This is a genomic window from Streptantibioticus ferralitis, from assembly GCF_029223525.1.
GTDB lineage: Bacteria > Actinomycetota > Actinomycetes > Streptomycetales > Streptomycetaceae > Streptantibioticus_A > Streptantibioticus_A ferralitis.
In genome coordinates, this window is the sequence record NZ_JARHTQ010000003.1 from 1 (window position 1) to 24,189 (window position 24,189).

The 24,189-nt window shown below is 69.9% G+C and carries 15 protein-coding genes and 1 rRNA gene; 12 read left to right on the forward strand and 4 right to left on the reverse strand.

Annotation, left to right across the window (positions count from 1 at the left end; translation table 11 throughout):
• Positions 1–8: 8 nt before the first annotated feature.
• Positions 9–125: ribosomal RNA gene (rrf, locus tag P2L57_RS05660) — 5S ribosomal RNA — on the forward strand.
• 158 nt (positions 126–283) lie between these two features.
• Here rrf and P2L57_RS05665 read toward each other — a convergent pair.
• Positions 284–1,276 carry a DUF7847 domain-containing protein gene (locus P2L57_RS05665; RefSeq protein ID WP_308292436.1) on the reverse strand — a complete coding sequence of 331 codons (993 nt, stop codon included), beginning with the start codon at positions 1,274–1,276 and terminating at the stop codon, positions 284–286.
• A 507-nt stretch (positions 1,277–1,783) separates the two neighbouring features.
• On the opposite strand from P2L57_RS05665, the gene mtnA reads away from it, so the two are divergent.
• The 7 genes from mtnA (at position 1,784) to P2L57_RS05700 (ending at position 11,315) form a co-directional block, all read left to right on the forward strand.
• Entirely contained in the window at positions 1,784–2,926 is a 1,143-nt protein-coding gene (mtnA, locus tag P2L57_RS05670) for an S-methyl-5-thioribose-1-phosphate isomerase (protein ID WP_275809267.1), read from the forward strand.
• A gap of 524 nt (positions 2,927–3,450) precedes the next feature.
• Positions 3,451–4,128, forward strand: coding sequence for a two-component system response regulator MtrA (mtrA, locus tag P2L57_RS05675; protein WP_275809270.1), 678 nt, complete (start codon positions 3,451–3,453; stop codon positions 4,126–4,128).
• 7 nt (positions 4,129–4,135) lie between these two features.
• Positions 4,136–6,265, forward strand: a complete 2,130-nt coding sequence (mtrB, locus tag P2L57_RS05680; protein ID WP_275809273.1) for an MtrAB system histidine kinase MtrB — start codon at positions 4,136–4,138, stop codon at positions 6,263–6,265.
• Positions 6,266–6,297: 32 nt separating this feature from the next.
• The gene (locus tag P2L57_RS05685) at positions 6,298–8,121 is read left to right on the forward strand and encodes an LpqB family beta-propeller domain-containing protein (protein WP_275809276.1); all 1,824 of its coding nucleotides are present in this window, start codon (positions 6,298–6,300) and stop codon (positions 8,119–8,121) included.
• A 237-nt stretch (positions 8,122–8,358) separates the two neighbouring features.
• Entirely contained in the window at positions 8,359–9,294 is a 936-nt protein-coding gene (locus P2L57_RS05690; protein WP_275809279.1) for a ComF family protein, read from the forward strand.
• A gap of 434 nt (positions 9,295–9,728) precedes the next feature.
• Positions 9,729–10,406 (forward strand): ribosome hibernation-promoting factor, HPF/YfiA family, encoded by a 678-nt coding sequence (gene hpf / locus P2L57_RS05695; protein WP_275809282.1) that lies wholly within the window; start codon positions 9,729–9,731, stop codon positions 10,404–10,406.
• Between the two features lie 180 nt (positions 10,407–10,586).
• Entirely contained in the window at positions 10,587–11,315 is a 729-nt protein-coding gene (locus P2L57_RS05700) for a response regulator (RefSeq protein WP_275809285.1), read from the forward strand.
• Between the two features lie 91 nt (positions 11,316–11,406).
• On the opposite strand, the gene P2L57_RS05705 is transcribed toward P2L57_RS05700, so the two are convergent.
• Together P2L57_RS05705 and P2L57_RS05710 are read right to left on the reverse strand one after the other, a co-directional pair.
• Positions 11,407–12,705 (reverse strand): winged helix-turn-helix domain-containing protein, encoded by a 1,299-nt coding sequence (locus P2L57_RS05705; RefSeq protein ID WP_275809288.1) that lies wholly within the window; start codon positions 12,703–12,705, stop codon positions 11,407–11,409.
• Between the two features lie 106 nt (positions 12,706–12,811).
• On the reverse strand, positions 12,812–13,402 hold the full coding sequence (locus P2L57_RS05710) for a GNAT family N-acetyltransferase (RefSeq protein ID WP_275809291.1): 591 nt from the start codon (positions 13,400–13,402) through the stop codon (positions 12,812–12,814).
• 214 nt (positions 13,403–13,616) lie between these two features.
• Between P2L57_RS05710 and secA the strand changes: the two genes are divergently transcribed.
• Complete coding sequence (secA, locus tag P2L57_RS05715) at positions 13,617–16,400, forward strand: preprotein translocase subunit SecA (protein WP_275809294.1); 2,784 nt, start codon at positions 13,617–13,619, stop codon at positions 16,398–16,400.
• Positions 16,401–16,453: 53 nt separating this feature from the next.
• Here the strand turns inward: secA and P2L57_RS05720 are convergent, their stop codons facing one another.
• Positions 16,454–16,999 (reverse strand): Rv3235 family protein, encoded by a 546-nt coding sequence (locus P2L57_RS05720; protein WP_275809297.1) that lies wholly within the window; start codon positions 16,997–16,999, stop codon positions 16,454–16,456.
• Between the two features lie 321 nt (positions 17,000–17,320).
• Here P2L57_RS05720 and P2L57_RS05725 point away from each other — a divergent pair, with 321 nt between their 5' ends.
• The 3 genes from P2L57_RS05725 (at position 17,321) to P2L57_RS05735 (ending at position 23,863) form a co-directional block, all read left to right on the forward strand.
• Entirely contained in the window at positions 17,321–17,827 is a 507-nt protein-coding gene (locus P2L57_RS05725) for a DUF6912 family protein (RefSeq protein ID WP_275809300.1), read from the forward strand.
• A 59-nt stretch (positions 17,828–17,886) separates the two neighbouring features.
• A complete protein-coding gene (locus tag P2L57_RS05730) occupies positions 17,887–18,540 on the forward strand; it encodes an HAD family hydrolase (RefSeq protein ID WP_275809303.1) in 654 nt (217 codons plus the stop codon).
• A gap of 367 nt (positions 18,541–18,907) precedes the next feature.
• Entirely contained in the window at positions 18,908–23,863 is a 4,956-nt protein-coding gene (locus P2L57_RS05735) for an NAD-glutamate dehydrogenase (protein WP_275809306.1), read from the forward strand.
• Positions 23,864–24,189: the final 326 nt, after the last annotated feature.

Genomic DNA, 24,189 nt, shown 5'->3' on the forward strand with positions numbered 1-24,189 from the left:
CATAGTGTTTCGGTGGTCATAGCGTTAGGGAAACGCCCGGTTACATTCCGAACCCGGAAGCTAAGCCTTTCAGCGCCGATGGTACTGCAGGGGGGACCCTGTGGGAGAGTAGGACACCGCCGAACAATTCTTAAATGGCTGTGGCCCCTGGATTCAGATCCAGGGGCCACAGCCATTTTTATGCCCTCGCGCAGCAGACCGGTGGGTGGTTCCCGCCTGAACCCAGATCGGCGACGCCTGGACTCGGGCGGAACCACCCACCCCCCTTTTGGGGCTTTCCGTCTTACTCCCGCGAGGGAGAGGCCGCGTACCCGTCGACACCCGCGGCACGAGCGAGCTCGATGTCGAGGCCTTCACGGCGGATGCGCTGGTCCATGTAGAGCAGGGCGGCCATACCGGCGCTCAGCGGAAACGTGAACATGGTGCCCACGACGGCGCCGACGCCGATGACGATGAGGAATGCCCAGCCGATGTGCGAACCGGCGCCCGCGAGAAGACCACCCGTGTTGTCGCTGCTGACGATCTGGGCGATCACCGTGAAGGGGATCGAGACGATCGAGGTGATGATGAAGGCCATGAGTATGGCGAGCAGCTGCACGCCGAAGACCCGCCACCATGAGCCCCGTACCAGCTTGTAGGAGCGGGCGATCGAGGCGAATACCCCCTGCTTCTCCAGCATCAGGGCCGGGGAGGACAGGCTGAGACTGATGGTCAGCCAGATGGCGACGCATCCGCCCGCGGTACCGCCGAGAAAGGCAAGGCCCGCGCCCGCGTTCGCCGAGCCGAAAAGCGCCAGGAGAACGCCGGGCATGACGCCCAGGCCGACTATGGCGAGTCCGATCAAGGGGATCAGCAGCGTCAGCCCCAGCATGCGCACCAGTCGGGGCCGGGAGTCACGCCATGCCTCGCCCGCGGTGACTGACCGGCCCAGTACGGAGCGGCTGACGATCATGGTGAGCATGGCTGTGGCGATGATCTGCCCCAGCATGCTGATGAGCGACGCCGAACCGCTTCCGGCGACGGAGTCCCCGAAGGCCTTGAGTACATCGCTGACCTTTGTGGTGGTGCCGTCGCGGAGTTTGTCCAGGCTCGGGTTGCTGTTGAAGAAGAACCCGGTGACCAGGGTCGAGACCGTCTCCGTCACGACGGCGAGGCCGAGCGAGATGCCGAGCACCGTGCGCGAGTGCGCGCGCATCGTGGCGATGGAGCCTTCGAGGATCTCCGCGACGCTGAGCGGACGCAGTGGAATCACCCCCGGCTTGGGGGCCGGTGGCAACTGATGCCAGTAGGTGCCTCGCCCGGACGCCGTGCCCCAACCCTGCGCCGATCCGGCGTGCGCGCCCCATCGCGGTCCCGGCCCCGGCGGAGGCGGGGGGACAGGTCCGCCTGGTCCCGAAGATGCCCGCGGCCCCGTACCGGACGTACTCCAACCAGCAGCCGGAGGCTGGTTCTTGGACCACGTCGAGGGCACGGCGTCCTGAGGCGCAGGCTGTTCCGCTCCGGCCTCCGGCACGGTCTGCTCGCCCTGGTCCGCCGGGTCAGCGGGCCCGGACGGGCCGGAAGAGCCGGAAGAGTCGGAGGGGCCGGATCCGGGCGAAGCCCAGCCCGGAGAGTTGTTCATTGGTGCTCCTTTTGCGCGTCAGGACCTGTCGGGTCGGTACCCCTTGGGTCCGCGGCCATCGTGCCATGGGCGGCGCGCACACGTTCCCGCCGTGACGGGTGCCGACAACCCCATGTGTGCGGGCCATTCAAAAGCGCCCACCGGGCAGGGCAGACTGGACGGATGGGTGATCAGTCCGTGGTATCTCTGGCCAACGACTCACAGTCCGGTTCTCCGGTCACCATTCCCACGCTGCGTTGGGAGGAGCCTCCCGAAGGGCCCGTGGTGATACTCCTCGACCAGACCAGGCTCCCCACAGAGGAGGTCGAGCTGGTCTGCACCGATGTACTGGCGCTGGTGGACGCCATCCGTAGCCTCGCGGTCCGTGGCGCTCCGGTGCTCGGGCTCGCCGGAGCCTACGGTGTGGCGCTTGCCGCCGCACGCGGCTTCGACGTGGCGGAGGCCGCACAGCTGCTGGCGTCCGCCCGGCCGACCGCCGTCAACCTGGGGTACGGGGTGCGCCGCGCCGCAGCCGCGTACCGTACCGCCCTCGTGGGCAGCGCGGACCCGCGGCGGGCCGCCCGGGCCGCGCTTGCCGAGGCCCGCGCGCTGCACGCCGAAGACGCGGCGGCCAGCGACCGTATGGCCGGCCACGGGCTGGCACTGCTGAAGGAACTGGTGCCGGGCGGGGGCTACCGCGTCCTGACCCACTGCAACACCGGCGCCCTGGTCTCCGGCGGTGGCGGCACCGCGTTCGCAGTGGCGCACGCCGCACACCGCGAGGGACTGCTGCGGCGCTTGTGGGTGGACGAGACCAGGCCGCTGCTGCAGGGTGCGCGGCTGACGGCCTACGAGGCGGCACGCGCCGGAATGACGTACACGCTGCTCGCCGACAACGCCGCCGGCTCGCTCTTCGCGGCCGGGGCGGTGGACGCGGTGCTGATCGGCGCGGACCGGATCGCCGCCGACGGATCGGTGGCGAACAAGGTCGGCAGCTATCCACTGGCCGTACTCGCCGCACACCACAACGTGCCGTTCGTCGTGGTGGCCCCCACCACGACGGTGGACCTGTCGACCCCGGACGGTGCGTCGATCGAGGTGGAGCAGCGCCCCGGCCACGAGGTCACCGAACTCGCCTCACCGCGGGCCCCGGTCACCGAGGCCGGTCCCGGTATCCAGGTCGCGCCGCTGGGCACCCAGGCGTACAACCCTGCGTTCGACATCACACCGGCCGCACTGGTGACGGCGCTTGTCACGGAGAACGGTGTCGCCTCTCCCGTAACAGCAGCCACACTCGCCGCTCTCGCCCCAGCTGAGGCGGGTTAAGTGGGCGCTGGGAGCGGCACATTCAGCGAGCGGAGCTGGTTCGAAACATGAGCTGAGTCACCTGACTCCATCGTGGCGCGCGTAGGGGCTCCACCCGGATACGGCAGGGCAGGCCCGCTTCGCTTGTGTCGCGCCCGTCTTCTACCTCGTGCGCTTGCACTCGCCTGGGTCTGACGCGGTCTTCACCTTCGCTGGATCGCGCGGTAGCGAAGGGCCGGGCCCGACTGGGGCCAAGCCCTTCCCACCGCCCTCCGGCCGAGTAGCCTGCGGGGTGTGGGGGCTTCTCTGAGTGCGGCGAGGAGGGTCGTCCAATTCGGCTTGGCCCATGGCCAGATCATTACGGTGCGGGGTGTGGTGAGCATCACGCTCTTGAGGTGATCATGCCTTGAGGACGGTAACCACGGCTGACAGCAACGGCAACGGACATCTATGGACATCAACGATCATCAGCGCACGTCATCGCTGGTCAGTGACGTGGGTCACCCACCTCTATATCCCAGATGCGAAAATGGGATGATGTCGATATGAAGGGACGCGTCCTTGTCGTCGACGACGACACCGCACTGGCAGAGATGCTCGGCATCGTGCTGCGTGGAGAAGGTTTTGAGCCGTCGTTCGTTGCGGACGGCGACAAGGCCCTTGCCGCCTTCCGCGACACCAAGCCGGATCTGGTGCTACTCGATTTGATGCTGCCAGGCCGGGACGGTATCGACGTATGCCGGCAGATCCGGGCCGAGTCCGGGGTGCCGATCGTGATGCTCACCGCCAAGAGCGACACCGTCGACGTCGTGGTGGGCCTGGAGTCCGGCGCCGACGACTATGTGATCAAGCCGTTCAAGCCCAAGGAACTGGTCGCCCGGGTACGGGCCCGGCTGCGGCGGGCCGAGGAGCCCACGCCGGAGCAGCTCGCCATCGGCGACCTGGTCATCGACGTCGCCGGGCACTCTGTCAAGCGCGACGGACAAGCCATCGCACTGACCCCGCTGGAGTTCGACCTGCTGGTCGCACTCGCCCGCAAGCCGTGGCAGGTCTTCACCCGTGAGGTGCTGCTCGAACAGGTCTGGGGATACCGGCACGCGGCCGACACCCGGCTGGTGAACGTGCACGTGCAGCGGCTGCGCTCGAAGGTGGAGAAGGACCCGGAGCGCCCGGAGATCGTGGTCACCGTGCGCGGTGTCGGCTACAAGGCCGGACCGGGCTGACATCGGGATGCCCGCGGGTAACGGCATCGAGGCCACGGAGTCCGGGTACGAGAACGGCGCGGAGGCCGGGTCTTCGCATGCCGTGAACCAGGAGCGCGACCACAGTACGAAGCAGCAGCAGCGGCCCGGGCATGAACGCGAGCGGCTGGAGAGCCGCCACGCCGACCCGCTCCGGGGGCTGCTGCCCGTACTGGGGTCAGTCCTGCGCTGGGCGCGCCGCCCGCTGCTGCCCGCGGCGCGCCTGTACCGGCGCAACATCCAGGTACGGGTGGTCGCCACCACCTTGCTGATGTCGCTCGGCGTCGTGCTGCTGCTGGGCATCGTCGTCATCGGACAGGTCCGCAACGGGCTGCGGGAAGCCAAGACCACCACCGCCCAGGGCCAGGCGCTGGGCGGCTTCAACGTCGCCCAGTCCCTCGCCGCGAACACGGGCGCCCCCGGCGACCCCACGGGCTCGACGGGCACCGGCGCGCCCACGACCGGCCGCGGCCAGGCCGACCCCGGCACCTGGCTGACCAACCTCGTCCAGCAGCTCGCCAGCGGCGGCCAGGGCGTCTACTACGTGGTCGCGCTCAGCTCCGACGCCGACCAGCAGCCCTACCTCGCGGACAGCCCCAGCACCCGCGGACCGCGCGCCTCCGGCGACGTGCTCCCCGAGGACAGCGTTCCGCCGGACCTGCGCAACGCCGTCGCCCAGGAACCCGGGGCGCACCAGAAGGAAACCCTCATCAAGCGCGAGGGCGATCCGGACGGCCAGCCGGGTTTGGTCATCGGCAAGCGACTTAATGACGCCAACGGCAAGGCGTACGAGCTGTACTACCTCTTCCCGTTCACGCAGGAGGAGAAGACCCTCAGCCTGGTCGAGACGACGCTCGCGACCGCCGGGGTCTTCGTCGTGGGCCTGCTCGGCGCCATCGCCTGGCTGGTGGTACGACAGGTCGTCACCCCGGTCCGGATGGCCGCGGGCATCTCCGAACGACTCGCGGCCGGATTCCTGCAGGAACGGATGAAGGTCACCGGCGAGGACGACATCGCGCGGCTCGGCGAGTCGTTCAACAAGATGGCGCACACCCTCCAGACCAAGATCCAGCAGCTGGAGGAGCTGTCGCGGATGCAGCGGCGCTTCGTCTCCGACGTCTCCCACGAGCTGCGCACCCCCTTGACGACGGTCCGCATGGCCGCCGACGTCATCCACGACGGGCGAGAGGACTTCGACCCGGTCACCGCACGCTCGGCCGAACTGCTGCAGAGCCAGCTGGAACGCTTCGAGTCGCTGCTGTCCGACCTGCTGGAGATCAGCCGCTTCGACGCGGGCGCCGCCGCGCTGGACGCGGAGGCCATCGACCTGCGCGAGGTCGTCCGACGCGTCGTCGACGCGGCCGAACCGCTGGCCGACCGCAAGGGCAGCCGGATCGTGGTGCGGGGCGCCGAGCAGCCGGTCGTCGCCGAAGCCGACGCCCGTCGGGTCGAACGCGTGCTGCGCAACCTCGTCGTCAACGCCGTCGAGCACGGCGAAGGCCGCGATGTGACCGTGCGGCTGGCCTCGGCGGGCGGTGCGGTCGCCATCGCCGTACGGGACTACGGAGTCGGACTCAAGCCCGGCGAGGCGACCCGGGTCTTCAACCGCTTCTGGCGCGCCGACCCGGCCCGGGCCAGGACCACCGGCGGCACCGGCCTCGGCCTGTCCATCGCGGTGGAGGACGCCCGACTGCACGGCGGCTGGCTCCAGGCCTGGGGCGAGCCCGGCGGTGGATCGCAGTTCCGGCTGACCCTCCCCCGGACGGCCGGAGAAGCCCTGCGCGGCTCGCCGATCCCGCTGGAACCGGAGGACTCACGCCGCCAGCGCGGCCTGGCCGCCACCGCGTCGAAGTCGCTACGCGACGGACGCACGCCCGCACCGGTGCCCGCCGCCCGGTCGCCGCTGCCCTCGGTGCCCGCGCTCTCGCCACGCCCGCCCGCCGCCGACCCGGCGGCGCTGCCGGGCAGCGGGGCACGGGTCGTCGGAACCCGGCCCACCGAGGCCACACCAGCCACGGAGGTCACGGAACGCCCTGAGATGGTGCACACCGCCGGGACCGGCCGACCGGACGACACGGCCACCGCGGACACCGTACGAGAGCAGGACGCGGACCGCTGATCGGCCCGCAGGGCCAGGGGAGGACTACCGGCATGTCGCAGGCCGACCGCCGTCGCGCGCCCGTCAAGTGGGGCATCACGTCGGGCGCACTGCTGTGCAGCGCCCTGCTGATGACCGGGTGCGCCTCGATGCCTGACACCGGCGAGGTGACCAAGGTCGGCAACCAGCAGCGTGCCGACTCAGACCCGCAGGTGCGGGTGTTCGGTGTGCAGCCGCAGAAGAACGAGCAGCCGATGCAGATCGTGCGCGGCTTCCTCGAGGCGACGACCAGCGACGAGGCGGACTACCAGACCGCGAAGAAGTACCTGGCCGGTTCGGCCGTCAAGTGGGACCCGTTCGCGCAGATCACCGTGCTCTCGGGCGGCCCCCAACTCGACCCGGAGCGCGCCAACGTGGCGCGCGAGGACGTTGGCACCACGATCACCTTGACCGGTGGTCAGATCGCCACGGTCGATCGCAAGCACTCGTACTCGCCGGCGACGTCCACGTACCGGACCGACTTCCACCTGATCAAGGTGGCCGGCGAGTGGCGGATCGACAGCCTGCCGGACGGGCTGGTGCTCAGCGAGTCGGACTTCCAGCGCATATACCGCTCCGTGAACATGTACTACTTCGCGCAGTTGGGGCCCGAAGAGGGGCAAATCCCACTGGCGAAGGACGTGTTGGTGGCCGATCCGGTGTATGTGCGGCGGCGGATAGACCCCGTCACCTCGACCGTGCAGGCGCTGCTGGCCGGGCCGAGCAACTGGCTGCAGCCGGTGGTCACATCGGCGTTTCCCGCCGGGACGCAGCTCAAGAGCCAGAAGCTCAGTCTCGACGACTCCGGCAAACTGCGGGTGCAGCTGAGCGACGTGGCGGTGCGCGTCGGGCGCGACCAGTGCCAGCGGATGGCGGCGCAACTGCTGCACACGGTGCAGGAACAGTCCTCGGCGCAGGTCACCTCCGTCGAAGTGGCCGGCCCGGACGGCTCGACGCTCTGCTCGTTGGGACACGACCAGGCACAGGCGTACGCGCCGTCGCGCCTGGTGGGCAGCGGCGCGCAGCAGTACTTCGTGGACACCGACCACCGGATGGTCACCGTCTCCGGCAACGAGGAGACGGCGCACCGGGTGCTCGGCCCGTTCGGCGAGACGACGGCGCGGTTGCAGTCCGTCGCCGTGTCGCGCGACGGGGAGACCGCGGCAGGCGTGAGAACGGACGGACGGTCGCTGTACGTGGCTCCGCTGTCCTCCGGTGGCAGCGCGCGCGAGGTGCTGTCCAGCGAAGCCCACGACCCCTCGCAGGGATTGACCGCGCCCAGTTGGGACGGCCTGGGCAACCTGTGGGTGGCTGATCGCGATCCGCAGCACCAGCGGCTGTTGATGTGGCGCGACGGGAAGACGACCGAGGTGTCGGTGCCCAATCTCGCGGACGGTCAGATCAAGGCGTTGCGCGTCGCGGCGGACGGGGTACGGATCGCGCTGCTGGTCGACCACGGCGGGCGGACGACGCTCCAACTGGGACGGATCGAGCGTTCGGGGACCGTCGATCACCCGCAGGTCTCGGTGACCGAACTCCGTGCGGTGGCACCGCAGTTGGACGATGTCGAGGCGGCCTCCTGGGCGGGCGGGAGCCGGCTGGTGGTGGTCGGCAAGCAGTCGCGCGGCGTGCAGCAACTGCAGTACGTGGACACCGACGGCTCGGCGGCGTACACCCCGACACTGCCGGGGATCAGCAAGGTCTCGGCGGTCGCCGCGTTCGAGGACCAGCAGCGGCCGCTGCTGGTCGCCTCCGACGAGGGCATGTACCGGCTGCCGAATGACGCGGACTGGCAGCAGGTGTCTCCGGACGGCACGGGCCCGGTCTATCCGGGCTGAGGTTCCGCGGTACGTGTGGTCCGCTCAGCGGGTGCGCGGTACATGCGGTCGCGCTCAATGGGCCCGCGCAGGCCTCTCACGGGCCCTCTGACGGGCCTGCGGGGCCGCCGCCCGATACACGCGCCGGGGGTACGCCGGGCTGCGCCGTGGCGGCCCGCCACACCCCCTTCGGAGTTATCCACAGCCGCTTGTCCACAGGGGTGGTCCACCGCCACCCCCCACGGCACAGTGGTCCCCATGCGGTCGTGGTATCGGGAAATCGCCGATCTTGTACTGCCCGTCGACTGCGCTGGGTGCGGCCGGGTCCGCAGCGCCCTGTGCGACGGCTGCCGGGAGAAGCTGTGCGGTGCGGGGGCCATCCGACGGGTGTGGCCGGACCCGGTGCCCTCCGGGCTTCCGCCGGTCTACGCGGCGGGTGCGTACGAGGACGAGGTGCGCGCGGTGCTGCTCGCGCACAAGGAACGCGGCGCACTGCGCCTCGCCGAACCGCTCGGCGAAGCACTGGCGCAGTCGGTGCAGGCGGCGATACGGGGGGTGGGGGGAGGGGAGGGGGAGGGGGAGGCCCCCCACCCCGGTCCGCTCCTGCTGATCCCCGTCCCCTCCGCCCGTCTGGCGACGGCCGCGCGCGGTCATGATCCGGCGCGGCGGGTCGCGTTGCGTGCGGCGAGGGAGCTGCGCCGTGCCGGGGTGTCGGCGCGGGTTCTCGCGGTGCTGCGGCAGCGGCGGCTGGTCGCCGATCAGGCGGGGCTGTCGGCTGCCGAGCGTTTGGAGAACCTGTCCGGCGCGCTGGGGGCTGTCTCCGGCAGCGGGCGGCTGCTGCGGGATGGTCCCGTGGTCGTGGTGGATGACGTGCTGACCACCGGGGCGTCGGTGGTGGAGGCCGCGCGTGCGCTGGATGCCGCGGGCGGTCGGGTGTGTGCTGCCGCGGTGGTGGCCGCGACCCCGCGTGCGTTCGGGCTGGTGGGGGCGGCGACGTCGGTACGGCAGGTGAGCCCGCCCCCGTACAGCGTGCCTTCGGCGCCGGAAGGTGTGCCTCGGCCGCGCACGGGGAGGGCGCGGCGCTCGTCCGGAAGCCGGCCTCCCCGGGGCCGTCGTCTCGGCGGCGCGAACGGTACGGCGGTTCCTTCCGGAACCGACGCGGACGTGCCGCCCAGGCGCGCCGACGGGCCGTGATTCCGGCTGGTCAGAGTCGGAGTGGAACCGACTACGGCACTGGAACGTTGCAGGGAGTACGCACGCGATTCACCCGAACGGAGGTATAGGCCCACAGGGGGTGCCGACCTTGGCCCCCGAGGGCTATGTTCGGTTGTGAGGAGTGTCAGGTGCTATGTCGCTGATGACCGGGCTTGGACGAAGTTGCGGCATTCGGCGTGCATGGCACCACGCGTACTCCGAACAGGCGGGCAGCAGCATTGCCATCGAACGGATGGGGTGTTGATCTTCCCCTCGGGGGAGGAGGAGGTGAAAGCCGCGACCTCGCTGCTCCGGAGGCGTCCGGGGCGTGTGGGGTAGCAGTGATCGCAGTGCCGGACGGGACCGGTGCCCGCCGGCCTTAGCGCAAGGGATGTGCCCCGCGCGCGCGGGGCTGTCCGGGAACGGAGTTCTGCGTGGACATCGTCGTCAAGGGCCGTAAGACCGAAGTGCCCGAGCGGTTTCGCAAGCACGTCGCCGAGAAGCTGAAGCTGGAGAAGATCCAGAAGCTGGACGGCAAAGCGATCAGCCTGGATGTCGAAGTCTCCAAGGAGCACAACCCCCGGCTTGCCGACCGTTCTGACCGGGTAGAGATCACGCTGCACTCCCGCGGCCCGGTGATCCGGGCCGAAGCGGCGGCGAGTGATCCGTATGCGGCGCTGGACGCGGCGACCAGCAAGCTGGAAGCGCAGCTGCGCAAGCTGGCCGACAAGCGGCACATGGCCCGTCGTGGCGGCCGTACCGCGATCAGTGTCGCCGAATACACCGCGCCCCTCGCGACGCTCAGTGCGGAGGCGAGCGCAGAGGGTGCCGCCGACGGCGTTCCCACCACCAAGGCGGGTCCGCTGGATGTCCAGGGTGAAGGTCCGCTGGTCGTCCGCGAGAAGACCCACGCCGCGTCCCCGATGACGCTCGACCAGGCGCTCTACGCGATGGAACTGGTCGGTCACGACTTCTATCTGTTCGTCGATTCCGAACGGCACCAGCCGAGCGTGGTCTACCGGCGCCACGGCTACGACTACGGCGTCATCTACCTCAAGGAGGACCCCGAGGCAGAGCCCCCCACCGGCGCGGGTGGAGCGCTGCGTAGGTGACCGGAGCCGGTGGCGCCCCTGGCGAGACCGGGGGCGCCACTGTGTCCGCGGAATCCCCCGTGCTGCGGTACGGCATGAAATCATGGGGTGAGTGCCAACCGGCGTGTGATGAGGCCTGGTTGGCCCGCCGCGGCTGTGCAGCGCAGTTGCCTGGGGCACTGGCCTGAGGGGGAGGAACCGATGCCGGACAGCTTCGAGTCGGCGGCCGTCGAAGGGGACGACGGCCGGGGCACGGGCGAGCGGCGTAGCGAGCCCATCCGGGTCCTGGTCGTGGACGATCACGCCTTGTTCCGGCGCGGTCTGGAGATCGTGCTGGCGCAGGAGGAGGACATCCAGGTCGTCGGCGAGGCCGGGGACGGGGCGGAGGCTGTCGACAAGGCGGCCGATCTGCTGCCTGACATCGTGCTGATGGATGTGCGGATGCCCAAGCGCGGCGGTATCGAGGCGTGCACGTCCATCAAGGAGGTGGCGCCCAGCGCGAAGATCATCATGCTGACGATCAGCGATGAGGAGGCCGACCTCTACGAGGCGATCAAGGCTGGGGCCACCGGGTATCTCCTCAAGGAGATCTCCACGGACGAGGTGTCCACCGCGATCCGCGCTGTCGCCGACGGCCAGTCGCAGATCAGCCCGTCGATGGCGTCCAAGCTGCTCACCGAGTTCAAGTCGATGATCCAGCGCACCGACGAGCGTCGCTTCGTGCCCGCACCCCGGCTCACGGACCGGGAGTTGGAGGTCCTCAAGCTGGTCGCGACGGGGATGAACAACCGCGACATCGCCAAGGAGCTCTTCATCAGCGAGAACACCGTGAAGAACCATGTGCGCAACATCCTGGAGAAGCTGCAGTTGCACTCCCGGATGGAGGCCGTGGTCTACGCGATGCGGGAGAAGATCCTGGAGATCCGGTAGCCGGTGTCGGGCAGGCCGTATCGGCTGGATATCTGCCGGTGGTCCCGGGGCGTATCCCTCCCTCAGGTCCTTGTCCCAAGTGCGGGGCAGCTCAGCCCAGTTGTGCGTTCAGCTCGGCCGCCAGCTTCTGGTCGTCCATCCGCTCGACGCGTATGGCATCGCAGCCCACCCACTCGGCCGCTTCCCGTAGTGCCTGGGCCATCGGGGCCACCGCCCGGGGACCCGCCACCGATACCTGGCGGGCCACGAGGGTGTTCCCTTCGCGCGCCGGGTCCACTCGGCCGGCCAACTTGCCGCCGGCGAGCAGCGGCATCGCGAAGTAGCCGTGTATGCGCCGGGGTTTGGGGACGTACGCTTCCAGGCGGTGGGTGAAGTCGAAGATCCGCTGGGTGCGGGCCCGGTCCCAGATCAGGGAGTCGAAGGGGGACAGCAGGGTCGCGCGGTGCCTGCCGCGAGGCTCGGTCGACAGCGCCTCAGGGTCTGCCCAGGCCTCGCCAGGCGGGGTCTTCTCGTTGGCGCGTGCCGTTCCGGACTTCCTGCCGGGGGTCCTTCCCCATCCCTCGACCTCGACCGGCACCAGGCCCGATTCCTCGATCACGGTGTCGACCTGCTCGGCCTTTAGCCGGTGGTAGTCGGCGAGGTCGGCCCGGGTCGCCACGCCCAGCGCCGCGCCCGCCTGGCCGACCAGGCGCCGTAGGCACTCGGTGTCGGACAGGTCGTCGTGCAGCAGGGTGCCGGGGACCGCGCGCTCGGCGAGGTCGTACACCCGTTTCCAGCCGCGCCGCTTCGTACACACCACGTCGCCGGTGTCCAGCAGCCATTCCACGGCGATCTTCGTCTCGGACCAGTCCCACCACGGTCCGCCGTTCTTGGCGCCGCCGAGTTCGGTCGAGGTCAGTGGCCCGTCTGCCTTCAGCCGGTCCAGGACTGCCGCGCAGGAGCGCTCGGCGTCCTCCAGTACATGCCAGCGGTGGCCCTTCGCCCGTCGTGCCCGGCGGCGGAAGGCGAAATGCGGCCATTCCTCGATCGGCAGCACGCATGCCGCGTGCGACCAGTATTCGAAGGCGGCCGTGTTCGGCCCCTCCGTGTCCGCTGCCTCCGGCGATCGGCGGGGCCCCGGCACGTCCGCGCCCCAGTACGCCGACTCCACCGCCGTACGTCCCACGCCGCCCAGCCGGGCGTATGGGACCAGCTCGTGCGAGCGTGCCAGGACCGAGATGGTGTCCAACTGGACGGCGCCCAGCCGCCGCAGCACGCCGCGTACGCCGCCCCGCCGGTCCGGCGCGCCGAGCAGCCCCTGGGCGCGCAGCGCTATCCGGCGGGCCTCGTCCGCGGAGAGCGTGGCCTCGGGGTGCCTCCTGCCCGGCTTGGTACGCGTCGGATTCGTCATGTGGATCAGCGTAGGGGGCACCACTGACAACGCCCCGGGCGCGCTGGCCGCGCGCGGTTTGCTGTCCGCGCCCGGGTTGTCCGCGCCCAGTTGTCCGCGCCCGGTCTCAGGACTGCGGGTAGGGCAGGTACGGCGTCGGCGAGGTCAGTGACCAGTCCGACGGCAGTAGTGAGCCGGTCCAGGCGTCGCGCCGGGTTCCTTCGTGCACGATGCGGGCGCGCAGGGTGCCCTCCATGCGGAAGCCGGTTTTGAGGGCGACCGCCCGGGACCCGGCGTTGCCCGCCTCGGCGTACCACTCCATGCGTTGCACGCCGAGCTCGATGAAGGCCCACTGGCACACCGCGCGCGCTGCTTCCACCGTGTATCCGCGGCCGCGCTGCTCCTTGGCGGTCCAGTAGCCCAGCTCGGCCTGCCGTTCTTCGGTGTGCAGCATGGCCAGCCGTACCAGGGCCATCGTGCCCACCAGCTGATCTTCGCCGTTGGTGAACACGCCGAAGCCGTACTGGGTGTCGTCGCGCCACCCGTCCGGGGAGATCTGGCCGATGAACGTCTCCGCGTGTTCGCGCGTGTACGGGGACGGAACGGTGGTCCAGCGCTGGATCTCCGGGTCCTGGCAGGCGGCGTACACCGCGTGCACGTCCCGCGTCTCCAGGGGGCGCAGGATCAGACGTTCGGTGGTCAGCGTCACGGGTTCCATTGGGGGAGTATTTCCAAGGGCTCGCCCCTTTGGACAGGTAATTTCCGTCACTGACCGGAGTGACAGCGCGCGGGTCCGACGGCGGACCTCCCGACGGGCTGGTGTCCTCGCTTACGATGGCCGGTGCAGCGGAGGCTGTAGACAGCCAGCGAAACACCCGCTGTGCCCAGTGCGAGAGAACGTGCCAGGCCCGACCGGCAAGGAGCCAGCCTACGTGTCCGTCTTCGGCAAGATCCTGCGCGCAGGCGAGGGAAAGATCCTGCGCAAGCTGACCCGCATCGCGGACCAGGTCAATTCCATCGAAGAGGACTTCGTCAACCTCACGGATGCCGAGCTGCGGGCCCTCACTGACGAGTACAAGCGGCGGTACGCGGACGGCGAGAGCCTGGACGACCTGCTTCCGGAGGCGTTCGCCACGGTGCGCGAGGCCGCCAAGCGGGTGCTCGGCCAGCGCCACTACGACGTCCAGCTGATGGGTGGCGCCGCGCTGCACCTCGGGTATGTCGCCGAGATGCGTACCGGTGAGGGCAAGACGCTGGTCGGCACGCTGCCCGCTTACCTGAACGCGATTTCCGGCAACGGCGTCCACCTGATCACGGTCAACGACTATCTGGCCGAGCGTGACTCGGAGTGGATGGGGCGTGTGCACAAGTTCCTCGGCCTCGAGGTCGGCTGCATTCTGGCCAACATGACCCCGGCTGAGCGCCGTGAGCAGTACGCGTGCGACATCACCTACGGCACCAACAACGAGTTCGGCTTCGACTACCTGCGCGACAACATGGCGTGGTCGAAGGACGAGTTGGTGCAGCGCGGCCATAACTTCGCGATCGTCGACGAGGTCGACTCGATCCTGGTCGACGAGGCCCGTACCCCGCTGATCATTTCCGGTCCGGCGGACCAGGCCACCAAGTGGTACAGCGACTTCGCCAAGCTGGTGCAGCGCCTGAAGCTGGACCGCGACTACGAGATCGACGAGAAGAAGCGGACCGTCGGCGTCCTGGAGGACGGGGTCACCCGGGTCGAGGACTGGCTGGGCATCGACAACCTCTACGAGTCGGTGAACACCCCGCTGGTCGGCTTCCTCAACAACGCGATCAAGGCCAAGGAGCTCTACAAGCGCGACAAGGACTACGTCGTCATGGACGGCGAGGTCATGATCGTCGACGAGCACACCGGCCGTATCCTCGCCGGCCGCCGCTACAACGAGGGCATGCACCAGGCGATCGAGGCGAAGGAGGGGGTGGAGATCCAGAACGAGAACCAGACGCTGGCCACCATCACCCTGCAGAACTTCTTCCGCCTCTACGACAAGTTGTCCGGTATGACGGGTACGGCGATGACCGAGGCCGCCGAGTTCTACCAGATCTACAAGCTCGGTGTGGTCCCGATCCCGACGCACCGCGACGTGCAGCGGCTCGACAAGCCCGACCTGATCTACCGCACGGAGGAGGCGAAGTTCGCGGCCGTCGTCGACGACATCGCGGACAAGCACGAGAAGGGCCAGCCGGTCCTGGTCGGCACCACCTCCGTGGAGAAGTCCGAGTACCTCTCGCAGCAGTTGGCCAAGCGCGGTGTGCCGCACGAGGTGCTCAACGCCAAGCAGCACGACCGGGAGGCGCAGATCGTCGCGCAGGCCGGTCGCAAGGGTGCGGTCACGGTGGCCACCAACATGGCGGGCCGTGGCACCGACATCAAGCTCGGCGGCAACCCCGACGACCTCGCCGAGGCGGAGCTGCGGCAGCGCGGCCTGGACCCGGTCGAGCACGTCGAGGAGTGGGCGGCCGCGCTGCCGGAGGCGCTGGAGCGCGCCGAGGCCGCGGTCAAGGCCGAGTTCGAGGAGGTCAAGGAGCTCGGCGGGCTGTATGTGCTGGGCACCGAGCGGCATGAGTCGCGTCGTATCGACAACCAGCTGCGCGGTCGTTCCGGACGTCAGGGCGACCCGGGCGAGTCCCGCTTCTACCTTTCGCTCGGTGACGACCTGATGCGGCTGTTCAAGGCGCAGATGGTCGAGCGCGTGATGGCGATGGCGAACGTGCCGGACGACGTGCCGATCGAGAACAAGATGGTGACCCGGGCCATCGCGTCCGCGCAGTCGCAGGTCGAGCAGCAGAACTTCGAGATCCGCAAGAACGTCCTGAAGTACGACGAGGTGCTCAACCGGCAGCGTGAGGTCATCTACGCCGAGCGCCGCCGTGTTCTGGAGGGCGAGGACCTGCGGGAGCAGATCCTGCACTTCATGGACGACACCGTCGACGACTACATCAAGGCGGAGACGTCCGAGGGCTTCGCGGAGGAGTGGGACCTCGAAAAGCTGTGGTCCGCGTTCGCGCAGCTCTACCCGGTCACGGTGACCATCGAGGAGCTGGACGAGGCGGCGGGCGACCGCGCGGGAGTCACCGCCGACTTCATCTCCGAGATGATCGAGGACGACATCCACAAGCAGTACGAGGCCCGGGAGAAGGAGCTCGGCTCGGACATCATGCGCGAGCTGGAGCGCCGCGTGGTGCTGTCCGTACTCGACCGCAAGTGGCGTGAGCACCTCTACGAGATGGACTACCTCCAGGAGGGCATCGGGCTGCGCGCCATGGCGCAGCGCGACCCGCTGGTGGAGTACCAGCGTGAGGGCTTCGACATGTTCAACGCCATGATGGACGGCATCAAGGAGGAGTCCGTCGGCTACCTGTTCAACCTGGAGGTCCAGGTCGAGCAGCAGGTCGAGGAGGTCCCGGTGGCGGCGGACGCGGTGCCCGCGCTGGAGAAGGAGGACGTGGTTCCGGCCGGTGCCGGGCGTCCCGAGATCCACGCCAAGGGACTGGAGGCCCCGCAGCGCCCGGACCGGCTGCACTTCTCCGCCCCGAAGGTGGACGGTGAGGGCGGCATCGTCGAGGGCGACTTCAGCACCAACGGTGACGGCGGTCCGACGGTTTCGGAGTCGGACGGTCTGACCCGCGCCGAGCGGCGCAAGGCCCAGAAGGGCGGCCGCCGCCGCAAGAAGTAGCGGATGTGCGCACAACAGGGCCGGGTCTCCGTGGGAGGCCCGGCCCTCGTGCGTCACCACGACGGCCCCGCGCACTCGACGGCCGTGCAGCGCCAGCGGTGGTCGGCGCCGAGCTCCAGCCGGAAGGCGAGCGCCCGCAGGGCGTCTCCGGAGCAGACGCGGGCGAACGCCTCCCGGACACCGGGCGCGGGCGCACGGTACCCGCAGCGGCGTACCAGGGGCGTGGGACGGCCCTTGGGCGGCCGCAGCACGCCCTGGGAGGCGAGCTGCCACAGCCGCTCGTAGGCGGCCTCGCCGGAGGTGTGGCCGAGCATCCAGGCGACCGGGCGCCGGCCGCTGAGGACTTCGACGAGCCGGTCCGCGAACCACCAGTGCGGCTGGGCGCGGCGCGCCGCCGCGGGGGCGCCCGCCGCGTTGCCGGTGCCGCGGCGGCCCTGGCCGGGGCCTTGGGGCCGCGGGCCGGATGAGCCCGGGCCCCGCGGACCGGGCCGCCGGTTGTCGCGGCGGACGGGTGGCCCGGTCACCGAAGGTGGCCGCCGCGTGGCGGTACGGGCTGGACGCCGGGCATCTGCCGACGTTTCGAACGTGCTGGTCGTCATGGCTGAGTTCCCCCGCTCTGCCGGGCCCGGCGGGGTCGCCGGGCGGTAGCTGTCCGTAGTTGAGGAGACTTCTAGCGAGTGCGCGGCGGCGACGACAAGGCCGGGCGCCCCGGCCGGTGACCGGCTCCAGAATTCACCTATCAGGGTGATGGGCGCGTGGTGACGCACCGGATCGGGCGCTTCCGGGGGGTTCGGGGGCGTCGGCGGCGCTGGAGCGCACCGCCCGAAGGGGGACGCCCGGCCCGCACGGATGACCGGCATGGCGGGGCGCGACCTTATGCTGTGACCGTTCCTCATCAGCACTGTCACGGAGCGGCAGCGATGCGCGTCTACATCCCCACGACCCTGCCCGGACTCGCCGAGGCCCTCAAGGCGGGCGAGCTGGGTCCGGCACCGCTGGACGCGTACGCGGTCACGCCCGCGCTGCGCGAGTGGTACGTCTCGGACGACATCGAGGAACTGGAGTACGCGGCGCTGTCCCGGGCGGCTCAGGCCAGCCTGCGGCTGCTGGCGGGCGACGCCGCCGCGGCGCGGCGGCGTGTCGTGGTCGCGGTCGATGTGCCGGAGGGCACGGCGGTCGCCGATCCGGACCGCGGCCTGGATCCGTCCACGCTGGGTGTGGTGCGCCTGGCGGCGCCCGTGCCGCTGACCAAGGCCGCCGCGGTGCACGTGGACGCCGAGGACGCCGAGCGGGATGTGGCGGCGGCCGCGGAGGCGCTGGGCGCGGCGGACGCGGGCGATGACGACGCGCGCTTCGTGGTGGACGGCGCCGAGGACCATGAGCTGCTCTGGTACGCGACGCAGGAGATCCCGGCCCTGATCGGCTGAGTCCTGGTGTACCCCGGTCGCGGGACCGATTGTCAGACCGCACCGGTACCGTCTTGGGCATGACGGCGCATCTCGTGTGGGACTGGAACGGGACCCTGCTCGACGACATCGAGACGGTGATCGAGGCGACCAACGCCTCGTTCGCCGAGATAGGCCTGCCGTCGATCACCCTGGAGCGGTATCGGGAGCTGTACTGCGTGCCGGTCCCGCGCTTCTACGAGAGGCTGATCGGGCGACTGCCCACCGAGGACGAGTGGTTGGTGTTGGACGCGGTGTTCCACCGGCACTACTGGGCGTTGGCCGACCGCTGCACTCTGGCCGCGGGGGCTGTGGAGCTGCTGGCGGAGGGCCGGGTCGCCGGGCGCACCCAGTCGCTGTGCTCGCTGGCGCCGCATGACCGGCTGGTCCCGCTGGTGCGCGAGCACGGTATCGAACGGCACTTCGTGCGGGTCGACGGCAGGGTGGGCCGGTCCGACGAGGGCAAGACGGAGCATCTGATACGCCATCTCGCGGCACTCGACGGTGTCGAGCCGCGGCGTACGGTGGTCATCGGGGACGCGGTGGACGATGCCCGGGCGGCTGTCGCGGCGGGCGCTCACGCCGTGCTGTACACCGGGGGCTCGCACGCCAGGTCCAGCCTGGAGGCCGCCGGGGTGCCGGTGGTGGACAGCCTGGCGGAGGCGGTGGAGACGGCGGAACGCCTGGTCCGTTAGGGGCGGGAGGTGTCCCGGCGCACCCTACGGGCTGCGGTGCGCCTCGGCGGGGTGGCCAAAGTGTCAAACATCGACCTGTTTCTTTGTACATAAACGGTCGCTGACAGCTTCCCGGTGGGGAGCGATAGCCTTGGCTCCGTGATCAGCGCGATAGCCATCGGAGGCGACGGAGCCTCCGTGCGTCCGGGGCGGCACCACGCCCGGCTCGCCGCTGACCGTTACATCCGGGTCAAATCCTGGGACAACCGCCCGGACATCCCTCACCCAGGCATAGCGTCGTTCCCGAACGGAAATCCCGCGCCGGGACGACGTGCCATCACCACACCTATTGACGTCACGCAACGGCGCGCGACAGGAGTCAGAGGACATGCAGACCAAGCTGGACGAAGCCAAGGCCGAGCTGCTCGACCGGGCGGCACGGGTAGCTGAGAACAGCCCGGCGGGGGGACAATCTGGCCCGGGCCTCGATACGACCGAGGCCGTCCAGATGTTCCTCCAGCGCTACTACCTGCACACCGCCGCCGAGGATCTGGTCGACCGTGATCCGGTCGACGTCTACGGCGCCGCGCTGTCGCACTACCGTCTCGCGGAGGCCCGCCCTCAGGGCACCGCGAACGTGCGGGTGCACACCCCCTCCGTGGAGGAGAACGGCTGGACGTGCAGCCACACCGTCGTCGAGGTGGTCACCGACGACATGCCGTTCCTCGTCGACTCCGTCACCAACGAGTTGTCCCGCCAGGACCGCGCGATCCATGTCGTGATCCACCCGCAGGTCGTGGTCCGCCGTGACGTCACCGGCAAGCTCCTGGAGATCATCGGCACCGGCAACCTGGTCGAGGCCGCCAGCGCTGCCCTGCCCGGCGCGGAGCTGCCGCACGACGCCTTCGTCGAGTCGTGGATCCACGTCGAGATCGACCGTGAGACCGACCGCGAGGACCTCAAGCAGATCTCCTCCGACCTGCGGCGGGTGCTGTCCGACGTCCGCGAGTCCGTCGAGGACTGGACGAAGATGCGCGATGCCGCGCTGCGCATCTCCGACGAGCTGGCCGCCACCCCGCCGCCGCTGCCCGAGCAGGAGGTCGGCGAGGCCAGGGAGCTGCTGCGCTGGCTCGCCGAGGACCACTTCACCTTCCTCGGGTACCGCGAGTACCGGCTGACCACCGAGCCCGGCCCGGACGGCGCCGATGAGGACGTGCTGACCGCGGTGCCCGGCACCGGCCTGGGCATCCTGCGCTCCGACCCGCAGCACCGGGTGGACGAAGCGGGCCAGCCGATCTCGCCGTCGTTCAACCGGCTTCCGGCTGACGCCCGCGCCAAGGCACGCGAGCCCAAGCTGCTGATCCTCACCAAGGCCAACAGCCGCGCCACCGTTCACCGTCCCTCGTACCTCGACTACATCGGTGTGAAGACCTTCGACACCGACGGCAATGTCACCGGCGAGCGCCGCTTCCTCGGCCTGTTCTCCTCGGCCGCGTACACCGAGTCGGTCTCCCGGGTCCCGGTGATCCGCCGCAAGGTGCAGGAAGTGCTCTCCGGTGCGGGGTTCACTCCGGACAGCCACGACGGCCGCGACCTGCTGCAGATCTTGGAGACCTACCCGCGCGACGAGCTGTTCCAAACCAGCGCGGACGAGTTGCGTCCGATCGTCACCAGCGTGCTGTACCTGCAGGAGCGCCGCAGGCTGCGGCTGTTCCTGCGCAAGGACGAGTACGGCCGCTACTACTCGGCGCTGGTCTACCTGCCGCGGGACCGCTACACCACCGAGGTCCGGCTGCGGCTGACCGACATCCTCAAGGAGGAACTCCAGGGCCGCACGGTCGACTTCACGGCCTGGAACACCGAATCGGTGCTCTCCCGGCTGCACTTCGTCATCCGGGTCGCGCCGGGCACCCAGCTGCCCGAGCTGACCGACGCCGAGGTCGACCGCATCGAGGCCCGGCTGGTCGAGGCCGCCCGCTCCTGGGAGGACGGCTTCAACGAGGCGCTGGCCTCGGAGTGCGGTGAGGAGCGGGCCGCCGAGCTGTCCCGCCGCTACGCGCACGGCTTCCCCGAGGGCTACAAAGCCGACTTCACCCCGCGCACCGCCGTCGCCGACCTGCAGCACCTCGAACACCTCAAGCCCGAGGGCGACTTCACGCTGTCCCTCTACGAGCCGGTGGGCGCCACCCGCGGCGAGCGCCGCTTCAAGATCTACCGCACCGGCGCGCCGGTCTCCCTGTCCGCCGTGCTGCCGGTGCTCCAGCGGCTCGGTGTCGAGGTGGTCGACGAGCGCCCGTACGAGCTGAAGCGCTCGGACCACACCAAGGCGTGGGTGTACGACTTCGGGCTGCGCCTCGACCGGTCCCTGGGCGACGTCGGCGATGACGCCCGTGAGCGGTTCCAGGACACCTTCGCCGCCGTGTGGACCGACCAGGCGGAGAACGACGGCTTCAACTCCCTGGTGCTGCGCGCCGGTCTGACGTGGCGTCAGGCGATGGTGCTGCGTGCCTACGCCAAGTACCTGCGGCAGGCGGGCGCCACCTTCAGCCAGGAGTACATGGAGGAAACCCTCCGCACCAACGTCCACACCACCCGGCTGCTGGTCAACCTCTTCCAGGCCCGGCTGTCCCCGGAGCACCAGCGTGCGGGCTCCGAGCTCATCGACGGTCTGCTGGAGGAGCTGGACGGCGCGCTGGACCAGGTCGCCTCGCTCGACGAGGACCGGATCCTGCGGTCCTTCCTCACCCTGATCAAGGCGACGCTGCGCACCAACTACTTCCAGCACGACGCGGGCGGCAACCCGCACCCGTACCTGTCGATGAAGTTCGACCCGCAGGCGATCCCGGACCTGCCGGCGCCGCGCCCGGCGTACGAGATCTGGGTGTACTCGCCGCGCGTCGAGGGCGTGCACCTGCGGTTCGGCAAGGTGGCTCGTGGTGGCCTGCGCTGGTCGGACCGTCGCGAGGACTTCCGTACCGAGATCCTGGGCCTGGTCAAGGCGCAGATGGTGAAGAACACCGTGATCGTGCCGGTGGGCGCCAAGGGCGGCTTCGTCGGCAAGCGGCTGCCGGATCCGGCGGTGGACCGGGACGCCTGGCTGGCCGAGGGCATCGCCTCGTACAAGACCTTCATCTCCGGTCTGCTGGACATCACCGACAACATGGTGAGCGGCGAGGTCGTGCCGCCGCACGACGTCGTGCGGCACGACGAGGACGACACCTATCTGGTCGTCGCCGCGGACAAGGGCACCGCGACATTCTCCGACATCGCCAACGAGGTCGCGATCTCCTACGGCTTCTGGCTCGGCGACGCGTTCGCCTCCGGCGGCTCGGTCGGCTACGACCACAAGAAGATGGGCATCACCGCCCGTGGCGCCTGGGAGTCGGTCAAGCGGCATTTCCGCGAGATGGGCCACAACACCCAGGAGCAGGACTTCACCGTCGTCGGTGTCGGTGACATGTCCGGTGACGTGTTCGGCAACGGCATGCTGCTGTCGGAGCACATCCGGCTGGTCGCGGCCTTCGACCACCGGCACATCTTCATCGACCCGGAGCCGGACGCGGCCACCTCGTACGCCGAGCGCCGCCGTCTGTTCGAGCTGCCGCGCAGCAGCTGGGCCGACTACGACAGCAAGTTGATCTCGGCGGGCGGCGGTGTGTTCCCGCGCAGCGCCAAGTCGATCGCCATCACCCCGCAGATCCGCAAGGTGCTGGGGCTGGCGGGCAACGTCGTCAAGCTGACCCCGGCCGAGCTGATGAAGGCGATCCTGCAGGCGCCCGTAGACCTGCTGTGGAACGGCGGCATCGGTACGTACGTCAAGGCCTCCACGGAGTCGCACGCCGACGTCGGCGACAAGGCGAACGACGCGATCCGGGTGGACGGTGCCGACCTTGGGGTCAAGGTGGTCGGCGAGGGCGGCAACCTCGGTCTGACCCAGCTGGGCCGCATCGAGTTCGCCCGGAGCGGCGGCCGGATCAACACCGACGCGATCGACAACAGCGCCGGTGTGGACGCCTCCGACCACGAGGTCAACATCAAGATCCTGCTCAACTCGGTGGTCGCGGACGGCGACATGACCGTCAAGCAGCGCAACCAGCTGCTGGCGGAGATGACCGACGAGGTCGGCGCGCTGGTGCTGCGCAACAACTACGCGCAGAACGTCGCGCTGGCCAACAGCATGGCGCAGGCGCCGAGCCTGCTGTCCGCGCAGCAGCGGTACATCCGTCGCCTGGTGCGGGAGGGCAAGCTGGACCGGGCCCTGGAGTTCCTGCCCACCGACCGGCAGATCCGCGAGCGGCTCAACGCCGGTCAGGGGCTGACCGATCCGGAGACCTGCGTTCTGCTCGCCTACGCGAAGATCACCACCGCCGCGGAGCTGATCACCACCACGCTGCCGGACGACCCGTATCTGCGCGGACTGCTGCACGCCTACTTCCCCAAGGCGCTGCGCGACCGGTTCCCGGCGCAGGTCGACGGTCACGCCCTGCACCGCGAGATCATCACCACGCTGCTGGTCAACGACACGATCAACACCGCCGGTACGACGTTCCTGCACCGTATGAAGGAGGAGACCGGCGCCTCGACCGAGGAGATCGTACGGGCGCACACCGCGGCCCGCGCGATCTTCGACATGGCGCGGATCTGGGACGAGGTGGAGTCCCTCGACAACATCGTGGCCGCCGATGTGCAGACCCGGATCCGGCTGCACTCGCGCCGTCTGGTCGAGCGCGGCACCCGCTGGCTGCTCAACAACCGTCCGCAGCCGCTGGCGATCGCTGAGACCATCGGCTTCTTCAGCGAGGGCGTGGCCGCGGTGTGGGGCCAGCTGCCGAAGCTGCTGCGCGGCGCGGACCTGGAGTGGTACCAGGGCATCCACGACGAGCTCACCGGCGCCGGGGTGCCGGAGGAACTCGCGACGCGGGTGGCGGGCTTCTCGTCCGTCTTCCCGGCGCTGGACATCGTGGCGGTGGCCGACCGGGTGCAGAAGGATCCGCTGGATGTCGCCGAGGTCTACTACGACCTCGCGGACCGGCTGCGGATCACCCAACTCCTGGACCGCATCATCGAGTTGCCCCGCGCCGACCGCTGGCAGTCGATGGCCCGCGCCGCCATCCGCGAGGACCTCTTCGCCGCCCACGCGGCGCTGACCCAGGACGTCCTCTCGGCGGGCAACGGCTCGTCGACCCCGGAGCAGCGGTTCGCCGCCTGGGAGCAGAAGAACGTGGCCCTGCTGGGCCGGGCCCGCACCACGTTGGAGGAGATCCAGAGCTCGGACTCGTTCGACTTGGCGAACTTGTCGGTGGCCATGCGGACTATGCGTACGCTGCTGCGTACGCATAGCTGATCCCAAGAAGGGGTCCGGGGCGCAGCCCCCTGGGCCCCGCTCCGGGGGCTGCGCCCCTTGGGCCCCGCTCCGGGGGCCCCGCTTGTGGGGCTCGGCCTCTGGGCTCCTGTTTCGGGGGCTGCGCCCCCTGGGGCCCCGCTTCGGGGGCTGCGCCCCCTGACCTGGCTGTGTGCGTGGCGTTGCGCCTTGGGAACGCCTCCGGGCGCTGCTCCTGGTTCGGCTGGCGCTGGTGGGGTGCGGCCGTCGGGTGACCGCCGATCCGCGGCGTCGTGGTTGTTCGCGCGGCGGCGGGATGAGGTCCGCCGCGGCGGTGAGTAGGGAACGGC